Here is a 13,679-nt window from a genome sequence, read left to right as displayed (position 1 = left end):
AAGCTTTACAACTAACGGTTGCCAGTTTTCCGGCTGCGTCTTTCGAGTGTCCGCACTGGTCTAGACCTTGACGAAAGGTGGTCTGGACCACATTATTTCCCTGCGAGGCCCGGGGAGGTCACGTGGCGGCCACTTCCCCGGGTCTCGTGTCGTTCTCCGGCCCGATCCGGCGCCAGCCGTCGACATGGGCGCGCACGGCGCGTTCGAAGGCCGGGTCCATCTGCTCCCGTGGCGGCAGATTTCCCTGTAGCTCCAACGACGACAGCCCGTGCACGAGGCCCCAGGCCGCGACCGCGATGAGATCGGGCCGCTCGTCGCGGAAAACGCCCTGCTCGACGCCGCGCTGAACCGTGTCGTACAGCACGTGGAACGCGGTGCCGGACACCTCGGCCAGCAGTTCGTCCTGGTTGATGTGGGCCCGCGCGGCGTCGGTGAACAGCAGCGCGTAGAGGTGCGGCTGCGCCAGCGCATACCGGCGATAGGCCAGGCCGAGCTGTACGAGGTCCTCGGCCGGGTCGTCGGTGAGCGGTGTCTCGCGCAGCTCCCGCGCGAAGCCTTCGAACGCCTCCAGGTAGACGGTGCTGATCAGTCCGGGCTTGCCGCCGAACAGCGAGTACACCGCCGTCGTCGACGTGTTCACGTCCGCGGCCAGCTTGCGCAGGCTGAGCGCGTCCACCCCGTCCAGCGAGATCAGTTCCGCCGCGCAGGTCAACAGCCGTGCGCGCAGCGCATCGTCATGGGTCTTCGGTCGTGGCACTTGACGAGTGTATCCGAAACAGTGTTTTATAACGGCGTCATGAAACGTAGGGGAGGGTTCGAGATGGTCTTCGACGGACGATGGACCGGCCGGCTGCCGGCCGAGGGCGGCGCGGTGTTCCTGATCGGCATGCGCTTCAACAGGCTGTGGCGGGTGGACAAGTGGCTGCCCGTGGCCAGCGCCATGCCGCGCATGCTCGCGCACCTCGGCAAGCACCCCGAGCTGGGCTTTCTCGGCGGGCACTCGTGGTTCGGCCGCACCACGATCCTGATGTCGTACTGGCGCAGCGCCGACGATCTGATCAACTTCGCCTCGGCCAAGGAGGCGCCGCACCTGGAGGCGTGGAAGGCCTACAACCGGGCCGTCGGCGCGGACGGCACCGTCGGCGTCTGGCACGAGACCTATCTCGTGAAGCCCGGGCAGGCCGAGGTCGTGTACGCGAACATGCCCTCGTTCGGCCTCGGTGCCGCCTTCACACACGAGAAGATCACCAAGGACAGCAACAGCTCCCGCAAGCGGCTGGTCACGTCTGGACCGGCCTGATACCAGATTGGTACCGTGGCCGCGTGGCGATGACTCTGCGTCTGAGCGAAGAGGAGAACCGCCAGCTCGACGCGCTGGCGGCCGCCGAGGGGCGCTCCAAGCAGGAGATCGTGCGGCTCGCGCTGGCCGACCGCTGGGCCCGGCTGCAGAAGGAGGAGCAGCTCGGCGAGGTGCTCGGCCGGGTGCTGCCGCGATACCAGGGCCTGCTCGACCGGCTGGGCACCGCCTGAGTTGACCGAGTACCTGGACGCCGGCGATCTCCTCGTGCTGGCCACCGCCGTCACCGGCGGCGATCTCGTGGTGCGTGACCTCGGGCTGCTCGACTCCGCCGCCTACCGGCCGCGCGCCACCGTGCTGGGAGTGGAGGCCTACGGCACCCTCTGGCTCAAGGCCGCCGCCGTCCTCCACTCCGTCGTCCGCACCCGGCCGCTGGCCGAGGGCAACTGGCGACTCGGCTGGGTCGCCGCCGTCGCGCTGTGCGACATCAACGGCTGGTGGATCGACGCCGACGAGGACGAAGCCCTCGGCGTCGTCCGCGCCGTCGCTCACGGCCGTCTTGAGGTCACCGACCTGGCGTCCCGCTTCGAGAACTGGTCGGTGCCGAAGAACTGAGCTCGTCGAACGCTGTGAGGATCTCGGCCGGTTCGCTGCGCGTGCCGAAGTCCGGGTGGACGTCGATCCAACGGATCGTCCGGTCGGCGTCCACGATCACCGTGGTGGGCATCGGGATCACTGCCGTGCCGTCGGCGTTGGTCGCCGCCACCTCGAAGCCCAACGCGGCTTGCGACGCCTTCGCGTCGTCGGTCGGCTCGGTCAGGATGCCCAGCCGGCCGGCGATCGTGTTGCCGGGATCGGACAACACCGTGAACGTCAGGTCGTTCGTCTCCTGCATCGTCAGCGAGCCGTCCGGCTTCTGCGGGCTGATCGCCACCAACGTGGCACCTCGTTGCGTCAGCGGTTCCACCAGCTCCGCTTGGTACGTGCGCAGTGCGAGGTTGCAGTACGGGCACCATGCGCCGCGGTAGAACACCACTACCGCTGGGCGTTCGCCCAGCGCCTCGTACAGCGTCGTCGACTTGCCATGAGCGTCCAGCAGCTGCGCATCCGACAGCTGTTCGCCGGCACTGCTCACTCCGGCCGGAATTCCCGCTTCGGCCAGCTGTTGCCGCTCCGCCGCGAACGGCGTCAGGATCTCGGCCGGCAGCTGCTCGGCCAGGTTCTTGGCCAACGCGGCGGCCCCGTCGGCGATCGGGTTGGTGGTCATGGGCACCTCTCTGGTCGGTGTACCGACCAGATTTCCCATCGAGGATTGGCATCGCAATGCCAGTTCTCAGGTGTGCGCCTCGATGTGCGCGAGCGCCGCGTCCAGCGCCGTTTCCAGCGGCTTCGTGTCGCGGTTGAGTTGCGTGATCAGCAGGCCTCCCTGCAAGGAGGCCAGCAGGGCCAATGCGAGTGCTTCTGGATCCGCTTCCGCGCGCAGCGTGCCGTTGGCGTGCATCGCCAGCAGGCCCGTTCGCAGTCCTTGGGACCAGCGCGCGAAGCTGTGGGCCAGTTGTAGCCGCGCCGCTTCGTCGTACTCCGCCAGTTGGCCCGCCAGCACCGCGATCGGGCAGCCGCCTCGGCAGTTCAGCTCGCGCTGCTTCCGCACCACGAGGTCCCGCCACTGCCGCAGGCCGGCCATCGTGTCCAGTTCGGCGAACCACTCTTCGTGCGGCTCGATCACCGCGTCCGACTGGTACTCGATCACCGCCCGCACCAGCGCCGTCTTGTCCTTGAAGTAGTGGTAGATCTGAGAATTACTCACGCCGGCCGCCGCCCGCACGTCCTCCACCGTCGTGTCCGCCACCCCGTTCTCGAACATCAGCCGGGCCGCCGCCGCGACGATCCGCCCTTTCGTCTCGCGGCCCTTCGCGGTCAGCGTCCCAGGTTTGATCGGCATGCCCCCAGCCTACGAGCTCTGGCCCTGACGTTCCATTCCTCGCGCCGCCTCGGCCGCCCGCTCCACCTCGGCACGCCGCTTCGCCCAGAACCCCGCATCCCGCTGTCCGGCCGTCGCCGTCGCCCCGTCCAGCTGTTCACGCAGGATGTCCGCGTGTCCCGCGTGGCGGCTCGTCTCCGTGAGCATGTGAACCAGGATGTTGAACAGCATCACGTCCGGCCTCGGCCACCACGGCACATGCCCCGGCGCGTCCACCTTCAGCGCCTCGATCGTCTCGTCCGCGTGCGCCCACACCCGCCGGTAGCGCGCCACGATCTCTTCACGCGTCTCGTGCTCCGTCGCCCACATGTCTTCGCCACGCCGGTCGAGGTCGTCCCACCGCTGCATCGGCTCCGCGAACGGCCGCCCGAACACCTCCCCGAAGTACCTCGACTCCGACAGCGTGAGGTGCTTCACCAGGCCGAGCAGGTTCGTCCCCGTCCCCGTCAGCGGCCTTCGGATGTCATACTCGCCCAGCCCGTCCAGCTTGCCGACCAGCACCTCGCGCACTTCGCGCAGCTCGTCGTGCAGATACGCCTTCGCGAACTCATCGATCATGGCTCGGCAGCCTGGCACATCAACCCGAGCAGCCCCCTCCACTCGGTCGGTTCTAGCGGTCGTTGCAACACTGCTGCTAGCCGGTGGTCGTGAGCAAGCCTGTCATGCGCTCGGCCGGACTGTCCCACCCCAACGTCATGCGGGGCCGGTCGTTGAGCTCGGCGGCGATGGCGCGCAGGGACAGGCCGGGCTGGCGGACCCGATCAGCGATCAGGATCCGCTCGTCCAGACTGAGGTAGCGGCTGGAGATCGTCACCGGCTGCGCCGGCACCGCAGCGGCGGCGGCTTTCGCCGCGGCCTGCCACCGCTTGGCGGTGCGGTAGTTGATCCCGACCTGCCGCGCGGCTTCCCGGCTGCCTACACCCTGGGTCATCAGCGCAAAGTAGGCAGCCTTCTCGGCGGTGAGGGGTTTGCCACGCCGGGACGGGTCCCGCGGTCGTGCTGTGGGGTTGCGGTCGCTGTCTCGTCTGGCCATCGTTGCGACTCCTGATCACTCAGGTGTTGCAACGACCCCTAGAAACCACCCTCCCGGGGTGGCCGCCCCGAAGCCATCCTAATCGGCCCCGGGGGCGTAACCCCTGGTTGGCGATCTTCCTGTGGATAACTCGGGGGTTGTGGACAAACGTTTGCGGCACTCGGTCGGGCCTTTGCGCTTGACCTGGAGTGCACTCCAGCTTCTACGGTCGGTGTCGTGACTTACTCGATCGCCCAGGCAGCGGAACGCAGCGGGTTGTCCATCGACACCCTCCGCTACTACGAACGAATCGGGCTGGTCGATCCGCCGGCCCGGGACTCGGGGGCCGTCGCTCGTACTCGGACGACGACCTCGCATGGCTGGAGTTCCTCACCAAACTGCGCACCACCGGCATGCCGATCCGGATGATGCGGGAGTACGCCCAGCTCCGGCACAAGGGACTGGCCACGGCCGGTCGCCGCAAACAGCTGCTGCACGACCACCGGACGGACGTCCGGCAGCGCATCGCCGAGCTTCAGGCGTGCCTGGCCATTCTCGACTACAAGATCACCAACTACGCCGAGATCGAGGCCAAGATGGCCGACCAGTCGCTGATCCAGGAGGTGTCGGCGTGAAGACGAGGCGGCTGGGCGGCCTGGAGGTCGGCGCACAGGGCCTTGGCTGCATGGGTATGAGCCAGTCCTACGGCCAGGGCGACGAGACGGAGTCGGTGGCGACCATCCACCGGGCCATCGACCTGGGCGTGACCCTGTTCGACACGGCCGACCAATACGGCCTCGGTGCGAACGAGGAGCTGGTCGGCCGGGCCCTCAAGGGACGCCGTGACCAGGTGGCGATCGCGACGAAGTTCGGGTTCGTGCCCGGTGACGGCGGTGGGCTCGGGATCCGCGGCGACAAGGCGTACGTGCACGAGGCGGCGAACCGCTCGCTGGCCCGGCTCGGCGTCGACCACATCGACCTCTACTACCAGCACCGGGTGGACGACACCGTGCCGATCGAGGAGACGATCGGCGCGATGGCGGAGCTGGTGCAGGCGGGCAAGGTCCGCTATCTGGGGATGTCGGAGGCCGGCGCGGAGACGCTCCGCCGGGCCCACGCGGTGCACCCGATCGCGGCGCTGCAGAGCGAGTGGTCGCTGTGGACGAGGGACATCGAAGCCGAGGTGCGGCCCACCTGCCGGGAGCTGGGTATCGGCATCGTGCCGTTCTCGCCGCTGGGCCGTGGCTTCCTGACCGGCAACGTGACCTCGGTCGACAAGCTCGCGGCGGACGACATGCGGCGCAACCTGCCCCGTTTCGAGGGGGAGAACTTCGACCGCAACCTCGCGATCGTGCAGCGGCTGACCACGCTCGCCGCGGAGCGCGGCGTCACGGCCGGCCAGCTGGCGCTGGCCTGGGTGCAGCACCAGGGTGACGACGTGGTGCCGATCCCGGGCACGAAACGCCGCAAGTACCTGGAGGAGAACGTCGCGGCGGCCGAGCTGGCCCTCACGGCCGAGGACCTGGCGGCGATCGCCGGCACGGTCGACGCGGTCGCCGGCGACCGGTACCGCCCCGAAATGCAGAAACTCGTAGGACGCTGACAAGGAGAATCATGGAATCGCGCAAGCTCGGCGACCTCGAGGTGTCCGCGCAGGGCCTCGGATGCATGGGGATGAGCGAGTTCTACGGACCGGGCGACGACACGGAGTCGATCGCCACCATCCACCGCGCGATCGATCTCGGCGTGACCCTGTTCGACACGGCTGACATGTACGGCAGCGGCGCGAACGAAGAGCTGGTCGGGCGGGCCCTGAAGGACCGCCGCGACCAGGTCGTGCTGGCCACCAAGTTCGGGTTCGTGCGCGACCCGGACAACCCCACCGCGCGGGGCGTGCGCGGCGACGCCGCATACGTGCACGAGGCCGTGGACAAGTCACTGGCCCGGCTCGGTGTGGACCACATCGACCTCTACTACCAGCACCGCGTCGACCCGACCGTGCCGATCGAGGAGACCGTCGGCGCGATGGCGGAGCTGGTGCAGGCGGGCAAGATCCGCCATATCGGCCTGTCCGAGGCCGGCCCGGAGACGATCCGCCGCGCGGTTGCCGTGCACCCGATCTCGGCGTTGCAGACGGAATGGTCGCTGTGGTCGCGGGACATCGAGGACGAGATCGTCCCGGTCTGCCGTGAGCTGGGCGTCGGCATTGTGGCCTACTCGCCGCTCGGCCGAGGCTTCCTCACCGGCCGCTTCACGTCGACCGACGCGTTCGGCGAAGGTGACTTCCGCGCTGCCGGCCAGCCTCGGTTCAGCGAGGAAAACCTGGCCAAGAACCTGGCCATCGTCGAGGCGCTGAAGGCCGTCGCCGCCGAGCGCGGCGTCACGCCCGGTCAGCTGGCGCTGGCCTGGGTGCAGCACCAGGGGCAGGACGTGGTGCCGATCCCGGGCACCAAGCGGATCAAGTACCTGGAGGAGAACGTCGCCGCGGCCGGCCTGGAGCTGTCCGATGACGACCTCGCCGCCATCGCGGCCGCCGTCCCGGCTGACGCGGTCGCCGGCACGCGTTACTCGGCGGCCAGCATGAATTCGCTCGGCCGCTAGTTCACCGCGAAGCCGCCGGCCGTCGGGGGCCGGCGGCTTTGTCATGCCATGAGGCCGGCGGCGACGGTGGCGCCGAGTTCCCAGCACGCCTGGAGGTCGTCCTTCGACGGCGTCGCGGTGACCAGCACGTGCTCGGTGACCCGGGCCCAGCCCAGGCCCTTGGTGATGCCGTCGATGGCGCGCACGGCGCCGGACATGTCGCTGTTGCCGTGCACATACAGCCCGAACGGACGACCCTGGGTTGCGTCGAGGCACGGGTAGTAGACGAGGTCGAAGAAGACCTTCAACGCGCCGGACATATAACCCAAAGCGGCGGGCGTGCCCAGGATCAGCCCGTCCGCCTCGAGCACGTCGACGGCGGTGGCGGCCAACGCCGGTTTGCGGACGACCTCCACGCCCTCGATCTCCGGTGTTGTGGCTCCGGCCACAGTCGACTCGAACATCGCCTGCAGGTTCGGCGACGGAGTGTGGTGGACGATCAGCAGTCGGGGCACCCGCACGACGATGCCGACCGGTCGCCGTGACCGCAACCGATCAACGGTGCGTAGTCGCCAGATCGGGCGAAAACCGTGCTGCCAGCACGATTCCGGCGCGTCCGATTTGGGCGGGTGACGGAGTGTGGCGCGCGGATGTGCCGACGCGTCAAGGAAAAACGCCACGAGAAGTAGGCAACCGCTGCGCCACCCCGGCCGTCTGACTGAGAGGAAACGCTGGTATAGATGGAAGAACTGTGGACGTCACAACTACTCTCCTGTCCGGCAGCCGGCGCAAGCGTGTGATCTACGCGGGCTGGCTGGCCGTAGGCATCGGCCTGATCGGTGCACCGCTGGTGGTCCTGTCGCTGTGGCCCGGCATCGACCACACCCCCTACTCGGCCAACACCGTCCTGCTCGCCTTCGGACTGTGCCTGAGCTCCATCGCCTACGCGTTCGGCCGCGCGGCCGTCGCGGGCATGACGGAAGACCGGCCCCGACCGGTGTCGGGACCGGGCAACATCCCGTACCTGCTCGCCGGCGGTTTCCTGGCGGTCGCGGTGATCTCACTGATCGTCGCGGCGGCCTGAAACCGCTCAGTCGAACAACGCCGCCACCTCGCCGCGCAGCGCGGCCAGCCGGGCCACGGCCCGCTGCCGCGCGGCGGCCAGTCCGTCCCGATCCGACACCGGTTCCACGATCTCCAGGTACGCCTTGAGCTTCGGCTCTGTGCCCGAGGGCCGGATCAACACCCGGACACCCTCGCCGCGCAGGGCCAGCACGTCGGCCCGCGGCCTGAGGTCCTCGGCCGTCACCGAAACGCCCGCCAGCGCCGTCGGCGGATCGGTGCGCAACTCGGCCATCAGCCGGCCGATCCGGCTCAGGTCGGTCACCCGCAGCGAGACCTGGTCGGTCAGATGCAGGCCGTGTGTGACGGCCAGGTCGTCGAGCACATCCAGCACCGAACGACCCTCGGCCTTCAGCCCCGCGGCCAGGTCGCAGGCCAGCACCGCGGCCGAGATGCCGTCCTTGTCCCGGACGTAGTCCGGGTCGACACAATGCCCGAGCGCTTCCTCGTACGCGTAGACGAGACCGGTTCCGGCACCGTCGCCGGCTCGCACGAGCCACTTGAAACCGGTCAGCGTTTCGTCGTAGCGGGCACCGTGCGCCGCCGCCACCTTGGACAGCAGCGACGAGGACACGATCGTGGTCGCGACCAGCGCGCCAGTGGCGTCCATCGTGGACAGGACGTGCTCGCCGAGCAGCACGCCCGTCTCATCGCCCCGCAGCATGCGCCACGAGCCGTCCCGATCGCGGACACCCAGCGCGCACCGGTCAGCGTCCGGATCCAGCGCGATCGCCAGGTCGGCGTCGACCTTGGCGGCCAGCGCCAGCAGCAGGTCGGTCGCGCCCGGTTCCTCCGGGTTCGGGAACGACACCGTCGGGAAGTCGGCGTCCGGATCCTGCTGCTGCGTGACGAAGTGCACGTCGGTGAACCCGGCGGCGGTCAGCACCTCGGCCAGCGTCGCGGCACCGACGCCGTGCATCGGCGTCACGGCGACACGCAACGTCCGCACCCCGCCGGTCGGCAGGCTCGCCGCGCGTGTCACGTACTGGCCGACCTCGGCCTCCGTCACGCTGGTCCAGGTCTCGGTCCGCGGCACCGACACCGCCGGCGGCACCTGCGCGATCGCGGCCTCGATCTGTCGGTCGGTCGGCGGCACGATCTGCGCGCCGTGCTCGATGTACAGCTTGTAGCCGTTGTCGGCCGGCGGGTTGTGCGAGGCCGTGATCTGCACACCGGCGACCGCGTTCAGCTGCCGCACCAGGAACGCCGTCACCGGCGTTGGCAGCGGCCGGTCCAGCACCCGCACGTCGAACCCGGCGGCCGCGAGCACCCCGGCGACGGCACGGTGGAACTGCTCCGAGCCGTGCCGTGCGTCCCGGCCCACGACCACAACGCCGCCACCGTGGCCATTGCGCTGCAACCAGTCGGCCAGACCCGCGGTCGTCCGCACGACCACGGCCTCGTTCATGCCGTTCGCACCGGCGCGCACCGGCCCACGCAGCCCGGCCGTGCCGAACGTCAGCGGCCCGGACATGCGGTCGGCCAAGTCGTCGATCGCACCCGGATCACCGGCCATCGCCTTGGCCAGGACGCCCTGCAACTCGACCCGGGCGTCCAGGTCGGGGTCGTCGGCGATCCACCGGTACGCGGCGTCGCGGGCCGACGGCGCGAGACTCACTGCGGGCACCTCGCCAGCGCTCGGTGTCCGCGTTCACGGATGTCTGCGTTGAATGGTTCGCTCGCGAGCTCGCTCACGCTTTCGCCACCAGGTCACGCAGCAGGGTGCCCATGTCGGTCGCGGCCAGCCGGCCGGCCTCCAGGACCTCCTCGTGGTTCAGCGGCTCGCCCGTGATGCCGGCGGCCAGGTTCGTCACCAGCGACAGTCCGAACACCTCCGCACCGGCCGCGCGCGCGGCGATCGCCTCCAGCGCGGTCGACATGCCGACCAGGTCCGCGCCCATGGTGCGCAGCATCCGGATCTCGGCCGGCGTCTCGAAGTGCGGGCCCGGCAGCGCCGCGTACACGCCGTCCTCGAGGTCGGGGCGGATCGTGCGAGCCACTTCACGCAGCCGCGACGAGTACAGGTCGGTCAGGTCCACGAACCGGGCCCCGACCAGCGGCGACCGAGCCGTCAGGTTGAGGTGGTCGCTGATCAGCACCGGCTGGCCGACGGTCATGCCCTGGCGCAGGCCGCCGGCCGCGTTCGTCAGGATCACCGTGCGGGCGCCGGCCGCCGTCGCGGTGCGCACGTTGTGCACCACCGGGTCGATGCCGAAGCCCTCGTACAGGTGCGTCCGGCCGAGCATCACCAGGACGCGGTTGTCGCCCAGCTTCAGCGAGCGGATCGTGCCGCCGTGGCCGACCGCGGTCGGCGCGCGGAATCCGGGCAGCTCCGGCATCGGCACCTCGTGCTCGGCCTCGCCGATCACGTCGGCCGCCGGCCGCCAGCCGGAGCCGAGGACCACGGCCACGTCGTGCTGCTCGACGCCGGTGCGTTCGACCAGGGCGGCCGCGGCCGCCGTGGCCAGTGCCTCGGGGGAAATGGAGTCTTCGCTGATACCGGTCACACCGGCGAGCCTAAATCACCCTCAGCCGGTGACCTGGAATTGCGGCACGATCTGCAGGAGCAGGGCCCGGGCCTCGCTGGACGCGGGGCTCGCGACCGGCGCCTTGGCACCGACCACCCACAGGTCGTTCCCCTTGACCAGCACCATCGCGATGGTGGACTGCGGCTTGGCGCTGTTCTGCGCGTATTCGATCTGCTGCCCCTCGGTGAAGCCAGGCACCTGGGCCGACGTCGGCGACTGCATGACCACGCCCGGCACCGCCTTCACCGCGTCGATGTAGGCGGCGACCTTGGGGAAGTTCTGGAACCGCTGCACCGACAGCTCTTCCGAGCCGTCCGGACGCAGGAAGAAGAACTGGGCCCGAGCCGGCAGCGAGTCGGTCGCCGTGCGGTTCTGGTTGAACTGCGGCCAGCCGGTCGGCACGTCCAGGGCGAAGTCGGCGACGGAGCCGTTGTTGGTCACTATGGCCTTGGCGTGCACGCGGGTCGTCGGCAGCTTGGTGACCGTGGTCGACGTCGGCTGCGTGCTCGGCGTGCTGGCGAACGCGACCGCCGACGGCAGCAGGGCCTGTCCGCCGAGGTAGCGGGTCAGGACGAAGCCGCCGGCCATCGACACCACCACGATCACCGCCGCGGTCAGCGCCAACACCGCCGTTCCGACCTTGCCCCGCCGCCGACGCGGCGTGGCCGCCCGGACCGGCTGCGAGCTCGTCACCATGAACGGCAGCGGTCCGGGGTCGTTGGCCAGCGGCGTGTCCGTGGGCGGCGCCGGCGTCTTCGGCGGCGCGAACTGCTGGGACAGCGACCGGCGCTGCTTCTGCTGCGGGGGCGCCACCGGCGGGGCGTCCGGGCTGGGCAGTGGGAACAACACCGTGCCCGGCTCCGGCAGCAGCGGTCGCAGCCGTCTGCGCACCTCCGCCAGGCTCATCCGGGCGTCCGGGTCCTTCACCATCAGGCCCGTGATCACCGGCTCCAGCGGGCCCGCCGTCGTCGGCCTCGGCACGTCACCGTGCACCACCTCGGTCACGGTGGCCAGCGGGTCGTCGTCCGCGTCGTACGGCGGCACGCCCTCCACCACCGCGTACAGCGTCGCGCCCAGGCTCCACAGGTCCGCCGCCGGCGTCACCTCCTGGCCCGAGGCCACTTCCGGCGCGATGTAGGCCGGCGAGCCCAGCATGATGCCCGTACTGGTCATCGTGTTCTCGGCGACGTTGCGGGCGATGCCGAAGTCCGTCAGCTTGATCTGGCCGCTGTCCCCGACCAGCACGTTGCCCGGCTTCACGTCGCGGTGCGTGATACCGGCGCGGTGCGCCGCCTCCAGGCCCGCCGCCACGGCGTCCGCGACCGCCGCCGTCTGCTGCGTGCTCAGCGGACCCTGCTGGCGGACCACCTCCGCCAGGCTTCGGGAGGGCACCAGTTCCATCACCACGAACGGCTCGCCGTCCTGCCGGGCGATGTCGTGCAGCGTCACCACGTTCGGGTGGGACAGCACGGCAATCGCCCGGGCCTCCCGCAATGTCCGCTCACGCAGCGCGTCCGCCTCTCCCGGCGGGATGCCCGGTGGGAGCAGCACCTCTTTGACCGCGACCTTGCGTTGCAGGAACTCGTCGTAGGCCGCCCACACCGTGCCCATCGACCCGTTGCCCAGCACGTGTTCGAGCCGGTAGCGGCCCGCGATCACGCGGGACCGGGCAGGCGGCGGAGTTTCCGGCGTGGACATGGGGCCATTCTCCACGAGTCGCGTCGGATCGGTTTTCGCAGACCCCGGCGCCCGCGTCAGGTGCGCCGGAGTCCTGACAACACCACCAGCGCCAGCGCATCGTCGGCTCGCGCGCCCGGGCGGCAGACGACGAGCGACAGCAGCTCCAGCACTTCCAGCGGCTCGATGTCGTCGCGCACGGTGCCCTCGGCCTGCGCGCCGGCGATGACGTCGAGGACCACGGCGTGCAGCCGGCCGATCGGTTCGGCGACGGCAGGGTCGTCGGTGGGCACGGACTTGAGTACGGCGAAGGGTTCCAGGACGGCGTCGCGTACGTAACCGAGCAGGACGTCCCACCGGGAGAGGTCGGTGGCAGCGGCCTCGGCGGTGCGGGCGGCGAGTCGGCTGACCACGTCGCAACTGATCAGCGCGAGCAGCGCGGCGCGGTCGGGGAAGTGCCGGTAGAGCGTTCCGACGCCGAGCCCGGCGGCCCGGGCGATGTCCTCCATGGCCACGCACTGCCCGGCGTCCATGAACGCCTGCGTGGCGGCGCGCACGATCAGCTCGCGGTTGCGCCGCGCGTCGGCCCGCACAAGGTCCTCCCAAGAAGTGGAATCCTGGATTCACCTTACGCTAGGGTCGTAACCGGAATCTCTGATTCACCTTTCGTGAGGGGGCGACATGCGCATCGGACTGCACGTGAACAGCGCGGGCCGGACGTTGGACGAGCTGGTGGCCGAGGCGGCGGCAGCGAAGGTCGACGCGGTCTACGTGAACGAGACAGTGGGCTGGGACCCGGTTCTGCTGGCCGGCCTGATCGGGGCGAGGGTGCCGAACGTCCAGGTCGGCACGGCGGTGACACTCACCTACCCGCGCCACCCGCAGGCGCTGGCCTCGGCGGCGCTGAGCGTGCAGGCGGCCACGGACAACCGCTTCGTCCTCGGGGTCGGGCCGGGACACAAGGTGGGGATCGAACCCCGGTTCGGCATCAGCTACGACAAGCCGGCGGCTCACGTCCGCGATTACCTGACCCAGCTGCGGCCGATGCTGGACGACACGACCGGGCTCCCCGGCGTGACCAGGCCGAAACTGCTCCTGTCGGCGCTGGGACCGGTCATGCTGGGCATCGCCGACGACCTGGCCGACGGCACGCTCCTGGTCTGGACATCGGCCGAGGGCGTCGCCGAGCTGGTCGCGCCGCGCTTGCACGACAAGGAAATCGCCCTCACGGCGCTGGTCGGCGTCACCGACGACCCGGACGCCGTGCGGGCCCAGCTCGCGGCCCAGTTCCAGGCCGGCAACCTGCCGAACTACCAGCGGCACCTGGCTCGCCAGGGCCTGTCCAGCGTGGCGGAGACGGCGATCCTCGGCGACGAAAAGGCGGTGGCGCAAGAACTTCGACGGTTCGCGGACGTCGGTGTGACCGAACTGGTGGCCAGTGTGGTCGGTGACCGCGAACGAACCCTCGCCACGCTGAGCTGA

17 protein-coding genes and 1 pseudogene are annotated in these 13,679 nt (G+C 69.9%); 8 read left to right on the top strand and 10 right to left on the bottom strand.

Translation table 11 applies throughout. From position 1 onward, the window contains the following. Window positions 1–118: 118 nt before the first annotated feature. Window positions 119–757 (bottom strand): TetR/AcrR family transcriptional regulator, encoded by a 639-nt coding sequence (locus M3Q35_RS29595; protein ID WP_273935839.1) that lies wholly within the window; start codon window positions 755–757, stop codon window positions 119–121. Window positions 758–796: 39 nt separating this feature from the next. Here M3Q35_RS29595 and M3Q35_RS29590 point away from each other — a divergent pair, with 39 nt between their 5' ends. Genes M3Q35_RS29590 through M3Q35_RS29580 form a run of 3 tightly spaced genes read left to right on the top strand, consistent with a single transcriptional unit; the run spans window position 797 to window position 1,912 of the window. Further along, window positions 797–1,300, top strand: coding sequence for a DUF4188 domain-containing protein (locus M3Q35_RS29590; protein WP_273935838.1), 504 nt, complete (start codon window positions 797–799; stop codon window positions 1,298–1,300). 29 nt (window positions 1,301–1,329) lie between these two features. Further along, on the top strand, window positions 1,330–1,530 hold the full coding sequence (locus M3Q35_RS29585) for a ribbon-helix-helix domain-containing protein (RefSeq protein WP_273944508.1): 201 nt from the start codon (window positions 1,330–1,332) through the stop codon (window positions 1,528–1,530). Window position 1,531: 1 nt separating this feature from the next. Further along, complete coding sequence (locus tag M3Q35_RS29580; RefSeq protein ID WP_273935837.1) at window positions 1,532–1,912, top strand: type II toxin-antitoxin system death-on-curing family toxin; 381 nt, start codon at window positions 1,532–1,534, stop codon at window positions 1,910–1,912. Here M3Q35_RS29580 and M3Q35_RS29575 read toward each other — a convergent pair. The 4 genes from M3Q35_RS29575 to M3Q35_RS29560 form a co-directional block, all read right to left on the bottom strand. After that, window positions 1,863–2,564, bottom strand: coding sequence for a peroxiredoxin-like family protein (locus M3Q35_RS29575; protein ID WP_273935836.1), 702 nt, complete (start codon window positions 2,562–2,564; stop codon window positions 1,863–1,865). The genes M3Q35_RS29580 and M3Q35_RS29575 overlap by 50 nt on opposite strands. 66 nt (window positions 2,565–2,630) lie before the next feature. Next, complete coding sequence (locus M3Q35_RS29570) at window positions 2,631–3,239, bottom strand: TetR/AcrR family transcriptional regulator (protein ID WP_273935835.1); 609 nt, start codon at window positions 3,237–3,239, stop codon at window positions 2,631–2,633. A gap of 9 nt (window positions 3,240–3,248) precedes the next feature. After that, a complete protein-coding gene (locus M3Q35_RS29565) occupies window positions 3,249–3,836 on the bottom strand; it encodes a DinB family protein (protein ID WP_273935834.1) in 588 nt (195 codons plus the stop codon). A gap of 76 nt (window positions 3,837–3,912) precedes the next feature. Continuing rightward, entirely contained in the window at window positions 3,913–4,209 is a 297-nt protein-coding gene (locus tag M3Q35_RS29560; RefSeq protein WP_273935833.1) for a helix-turn-helix domain-containing protein, read from the bottom strand. 318 nt (window positions 4,210–4,527) lie between these two features. Here M3Q35_RS29560 and M3Q35_RS29555 point away from each other — a divergent pair. The 3 genes and pseudogenes from M3Q35_RS29555 to M3Q35_RS29545 all read left to right on the top strand — a co-directional run bounded on the left by M3Q35_RS29555 (window position 4,528) and on the right by M3Q35_RS29545 (window position 6,891). Continuing rightward, window positions 4,528–4,925, top strand: a pseudogene (locus M3Q35_RS29555) (MerR family transcriptional regulator). Window positions 4,926–4,975: 50 nt separating this feature from the next. After that, the gene (locus M3Q35_RS29550) at window positions 4,976–5,893 is read left to right on the top strand and encodes an aldo/keto reductase (protein WP_273944507.1); all 918 of its coding nucleotides are present in this window, start codon (window positions 4,976–4,978) and stop codon (window positions 5,891–5,893) included. A gap of 11 nt (window positions 5,894–5,904) precedes the next feature. Continuing rightward, a complete protein-coding gene (locus M3Q35_RS29545) occupies window positions 5,905–6,891 on the top strand; it encodes an aldo/keto reductase (protein WP_273935832.1) in 987 nt (328 codons plus the stop codon). A 41-nt stretch (window positions 6,892–6,932) separates the two neighbouring features. Here M3Q35_RS29545 and M3Q35_RS29540 read toward each other — a convergent pair whose 3' ends face one another. After that, window positions 6,933–7,385: a flavodoxin family protein gene (locus M3Q35_RS29540; RefSeq protein WP_273944506.1), complete on the bottom strand. Its 453-nt coding sequence runs from the start codon at window positions 7,383–7,385 to the stop codon at window positions 6,933–6,935. 236 nt (window positions 7,386–7,621) lie between these two features. Between M3Q35_RS29540 and M3Q35_RS29535 the strand changes: the two genes are divergently transcribed. Then, window positions 7,622–7,954 (top strand): hypothetical protein, encoded by a 333-nt coding sequence (locus tag M3Q35_RS29535; RefSeq protein WP_273935831.1) that lies wholly within the window; start codon window positions 7,622–7,624, stop codon window positions 7,952–7,954. Between the two features lie 6 nt (window positions 7,955–7,960). Here the strand turns inward: M3Q35_RS29535 and M3Q35_RS29530 are convergent, their stop codons facing one another. From M3Q35_RS29530 to M3Q35_RS29515, 4 genes are all read right to left on the bottom strand, one after another. Next, window positions 7,961–9,610 carry a phospho-sugar mutase gene (locus M3Q35_RS29530; RefSeq protein WP_273935830.1) on the bottom strand — a complete coding sequence of 550 codons (1,650 nt, stop codon included), beginning with the start codon at window positions 9,608–9,610 and terminating at the stop codon, window positions 7,961–7,963. Between the two features lie 73 nt (window positions 9,611–9,683). After that, window positions 9,684–10,499 (bottom strand): purine-nucleoside phosphorylase, encoded by an 816-nt coding sequence (locus tag M3Q35_RS29525; protein WP_273935829.1) that lies wholly within the window; start codon window positions 10,497–10,499, stop codon window positions 9,684–9,686. 21 nt (window positions 10,500–10,520) lie between these two features. After that, entirely contained in the window at window positions 10,521–12,218 is a 1,698-nt protein-coding gene (locus M3Q35_RS29520; protein WP_273935828.1) for a serine/threonine-protein kinase, read from the bottom strand. A gap of 56 nt (window positions 12,219–12,274) precedes the next feature. Further along, window positions 12,275–12,790, bottom strand: coding sequence for a TetR/AcrR family transcriptional regulator (locus tag M3Q35_RS29515; protein WP_273935827.1), 516 nt, complete (start codon window positions 12,788–12,790; stop codon window positions 12,275–12,277). An 88-nt stretch (window positions 12,791–12,878) separates the two neighbouring features. Here M3Q35_RS29515 and M3Q35_RS29510 point away from each other — a divergent pair, with 88 nt between their 5' ends. Further along, window positions 12,879–13,679 carry an LLM class flavin-dependent oxidoreductase gene (locus tag M3Q35_RS29510; protein WP_273935826.1) on the top strand — a complete coding sequence of 267 codons (801 nt, stop codon included), beginning with the start codon at window positions 12,879–12,881 and terminating at the stop codon, window positions 13,677–13,679.

It is taken from the genome of Kutzneria chonburiensis (assembly GCF_028622115.1).
GTDB classification, from domain to species: Bacteria; Actinomycetota; Actinomycetes; order Mycobacteriales; family Pseudonocardiaceae; genus Kutzneria; species Kutzneria chonburiensis.
The sequence above is the reverse complement of the archived record's forward strand: the minus strand, read 5'-3'. Positions and strand labels throughout refer to the sequence as shown.

Excerpts from the sequence above, each read along its gene's own strand:
- M3Q35_RS29590 (WP_273935838.1), top strand. The coding sequence starts at position 797 with ATGAAACGTAGGGGAGGGTTCGAGATGGTCTTCGACGGACGATGGACC.
- M3Q35_RS29585 (WP_273944508.1), top strand. The coding sequence starts at position 1,330 with ATGACTCTGCGTCTGAGCGAAGAGGAGAACCGCCAGCTCGACGCGCTG.
- M3Q35_RS29575 (WP_273935836.1), bottom strand. The coding sequence starts at position 2,564 with ATGACCACCAACCCGATCGCCGACGGGGCCGCCGCGTTGGCCAAGAAC.
- M3Q35_RS29570 (WP_273935835.1), bottom strand. The coding sequence starts at position 3,239 with ATGCCGATCAAACCTGGGACGCTGACCGCGAAGGGCCGCGAGACGAAA.
- M3Q35_RS29565 (WP_273935834.1), bottom strand. The coding sequence starts at position 3,836 with ATGATCGATGAGTTCGCGAAGGCGTATCTGCACGACGAGCTGCGCGAA.
- M3Q35_RS29560 (WP_273935833.1), bottom strand. The coding sequence starts at position 4,209 with ATGACCCAGGGTGTAGGCAGCCGGGAAGCCGCGCGGCAGGTCGGGATC.
- M3Q35_RS29550 (WP_273944507.1), top strand. The coding sequence starts at position 4,976 with ATGGGTATGAGCCAGTCCTACGGCCAGGGCGACGAGACGGAGTCGGTG.
- M3Q35_RS29545 (WP_273935832.1), top strand. The coding sequence starts at position 5,905 with ATGGAATCGCGCAAGCTCGGCGACCTCGAGGTGTCCGCGCAGGGCCTC.
- M3Q35_RS29520 (WP_273935828.1), bottom strand. The coding sequence starts at position 12,218 with ATGTCCACGCCGGAAACTCCGCCGCCTGCCCGGTCCCGCGTGATCGCG.
- M3Q35_RS29510 (WP_273935826.1), top strand. The coding sequence starts at position 12,879 with ATGCGCATCGGACTGCACGTGAACAGCGCGGGCCGGACGTTGGACGAG.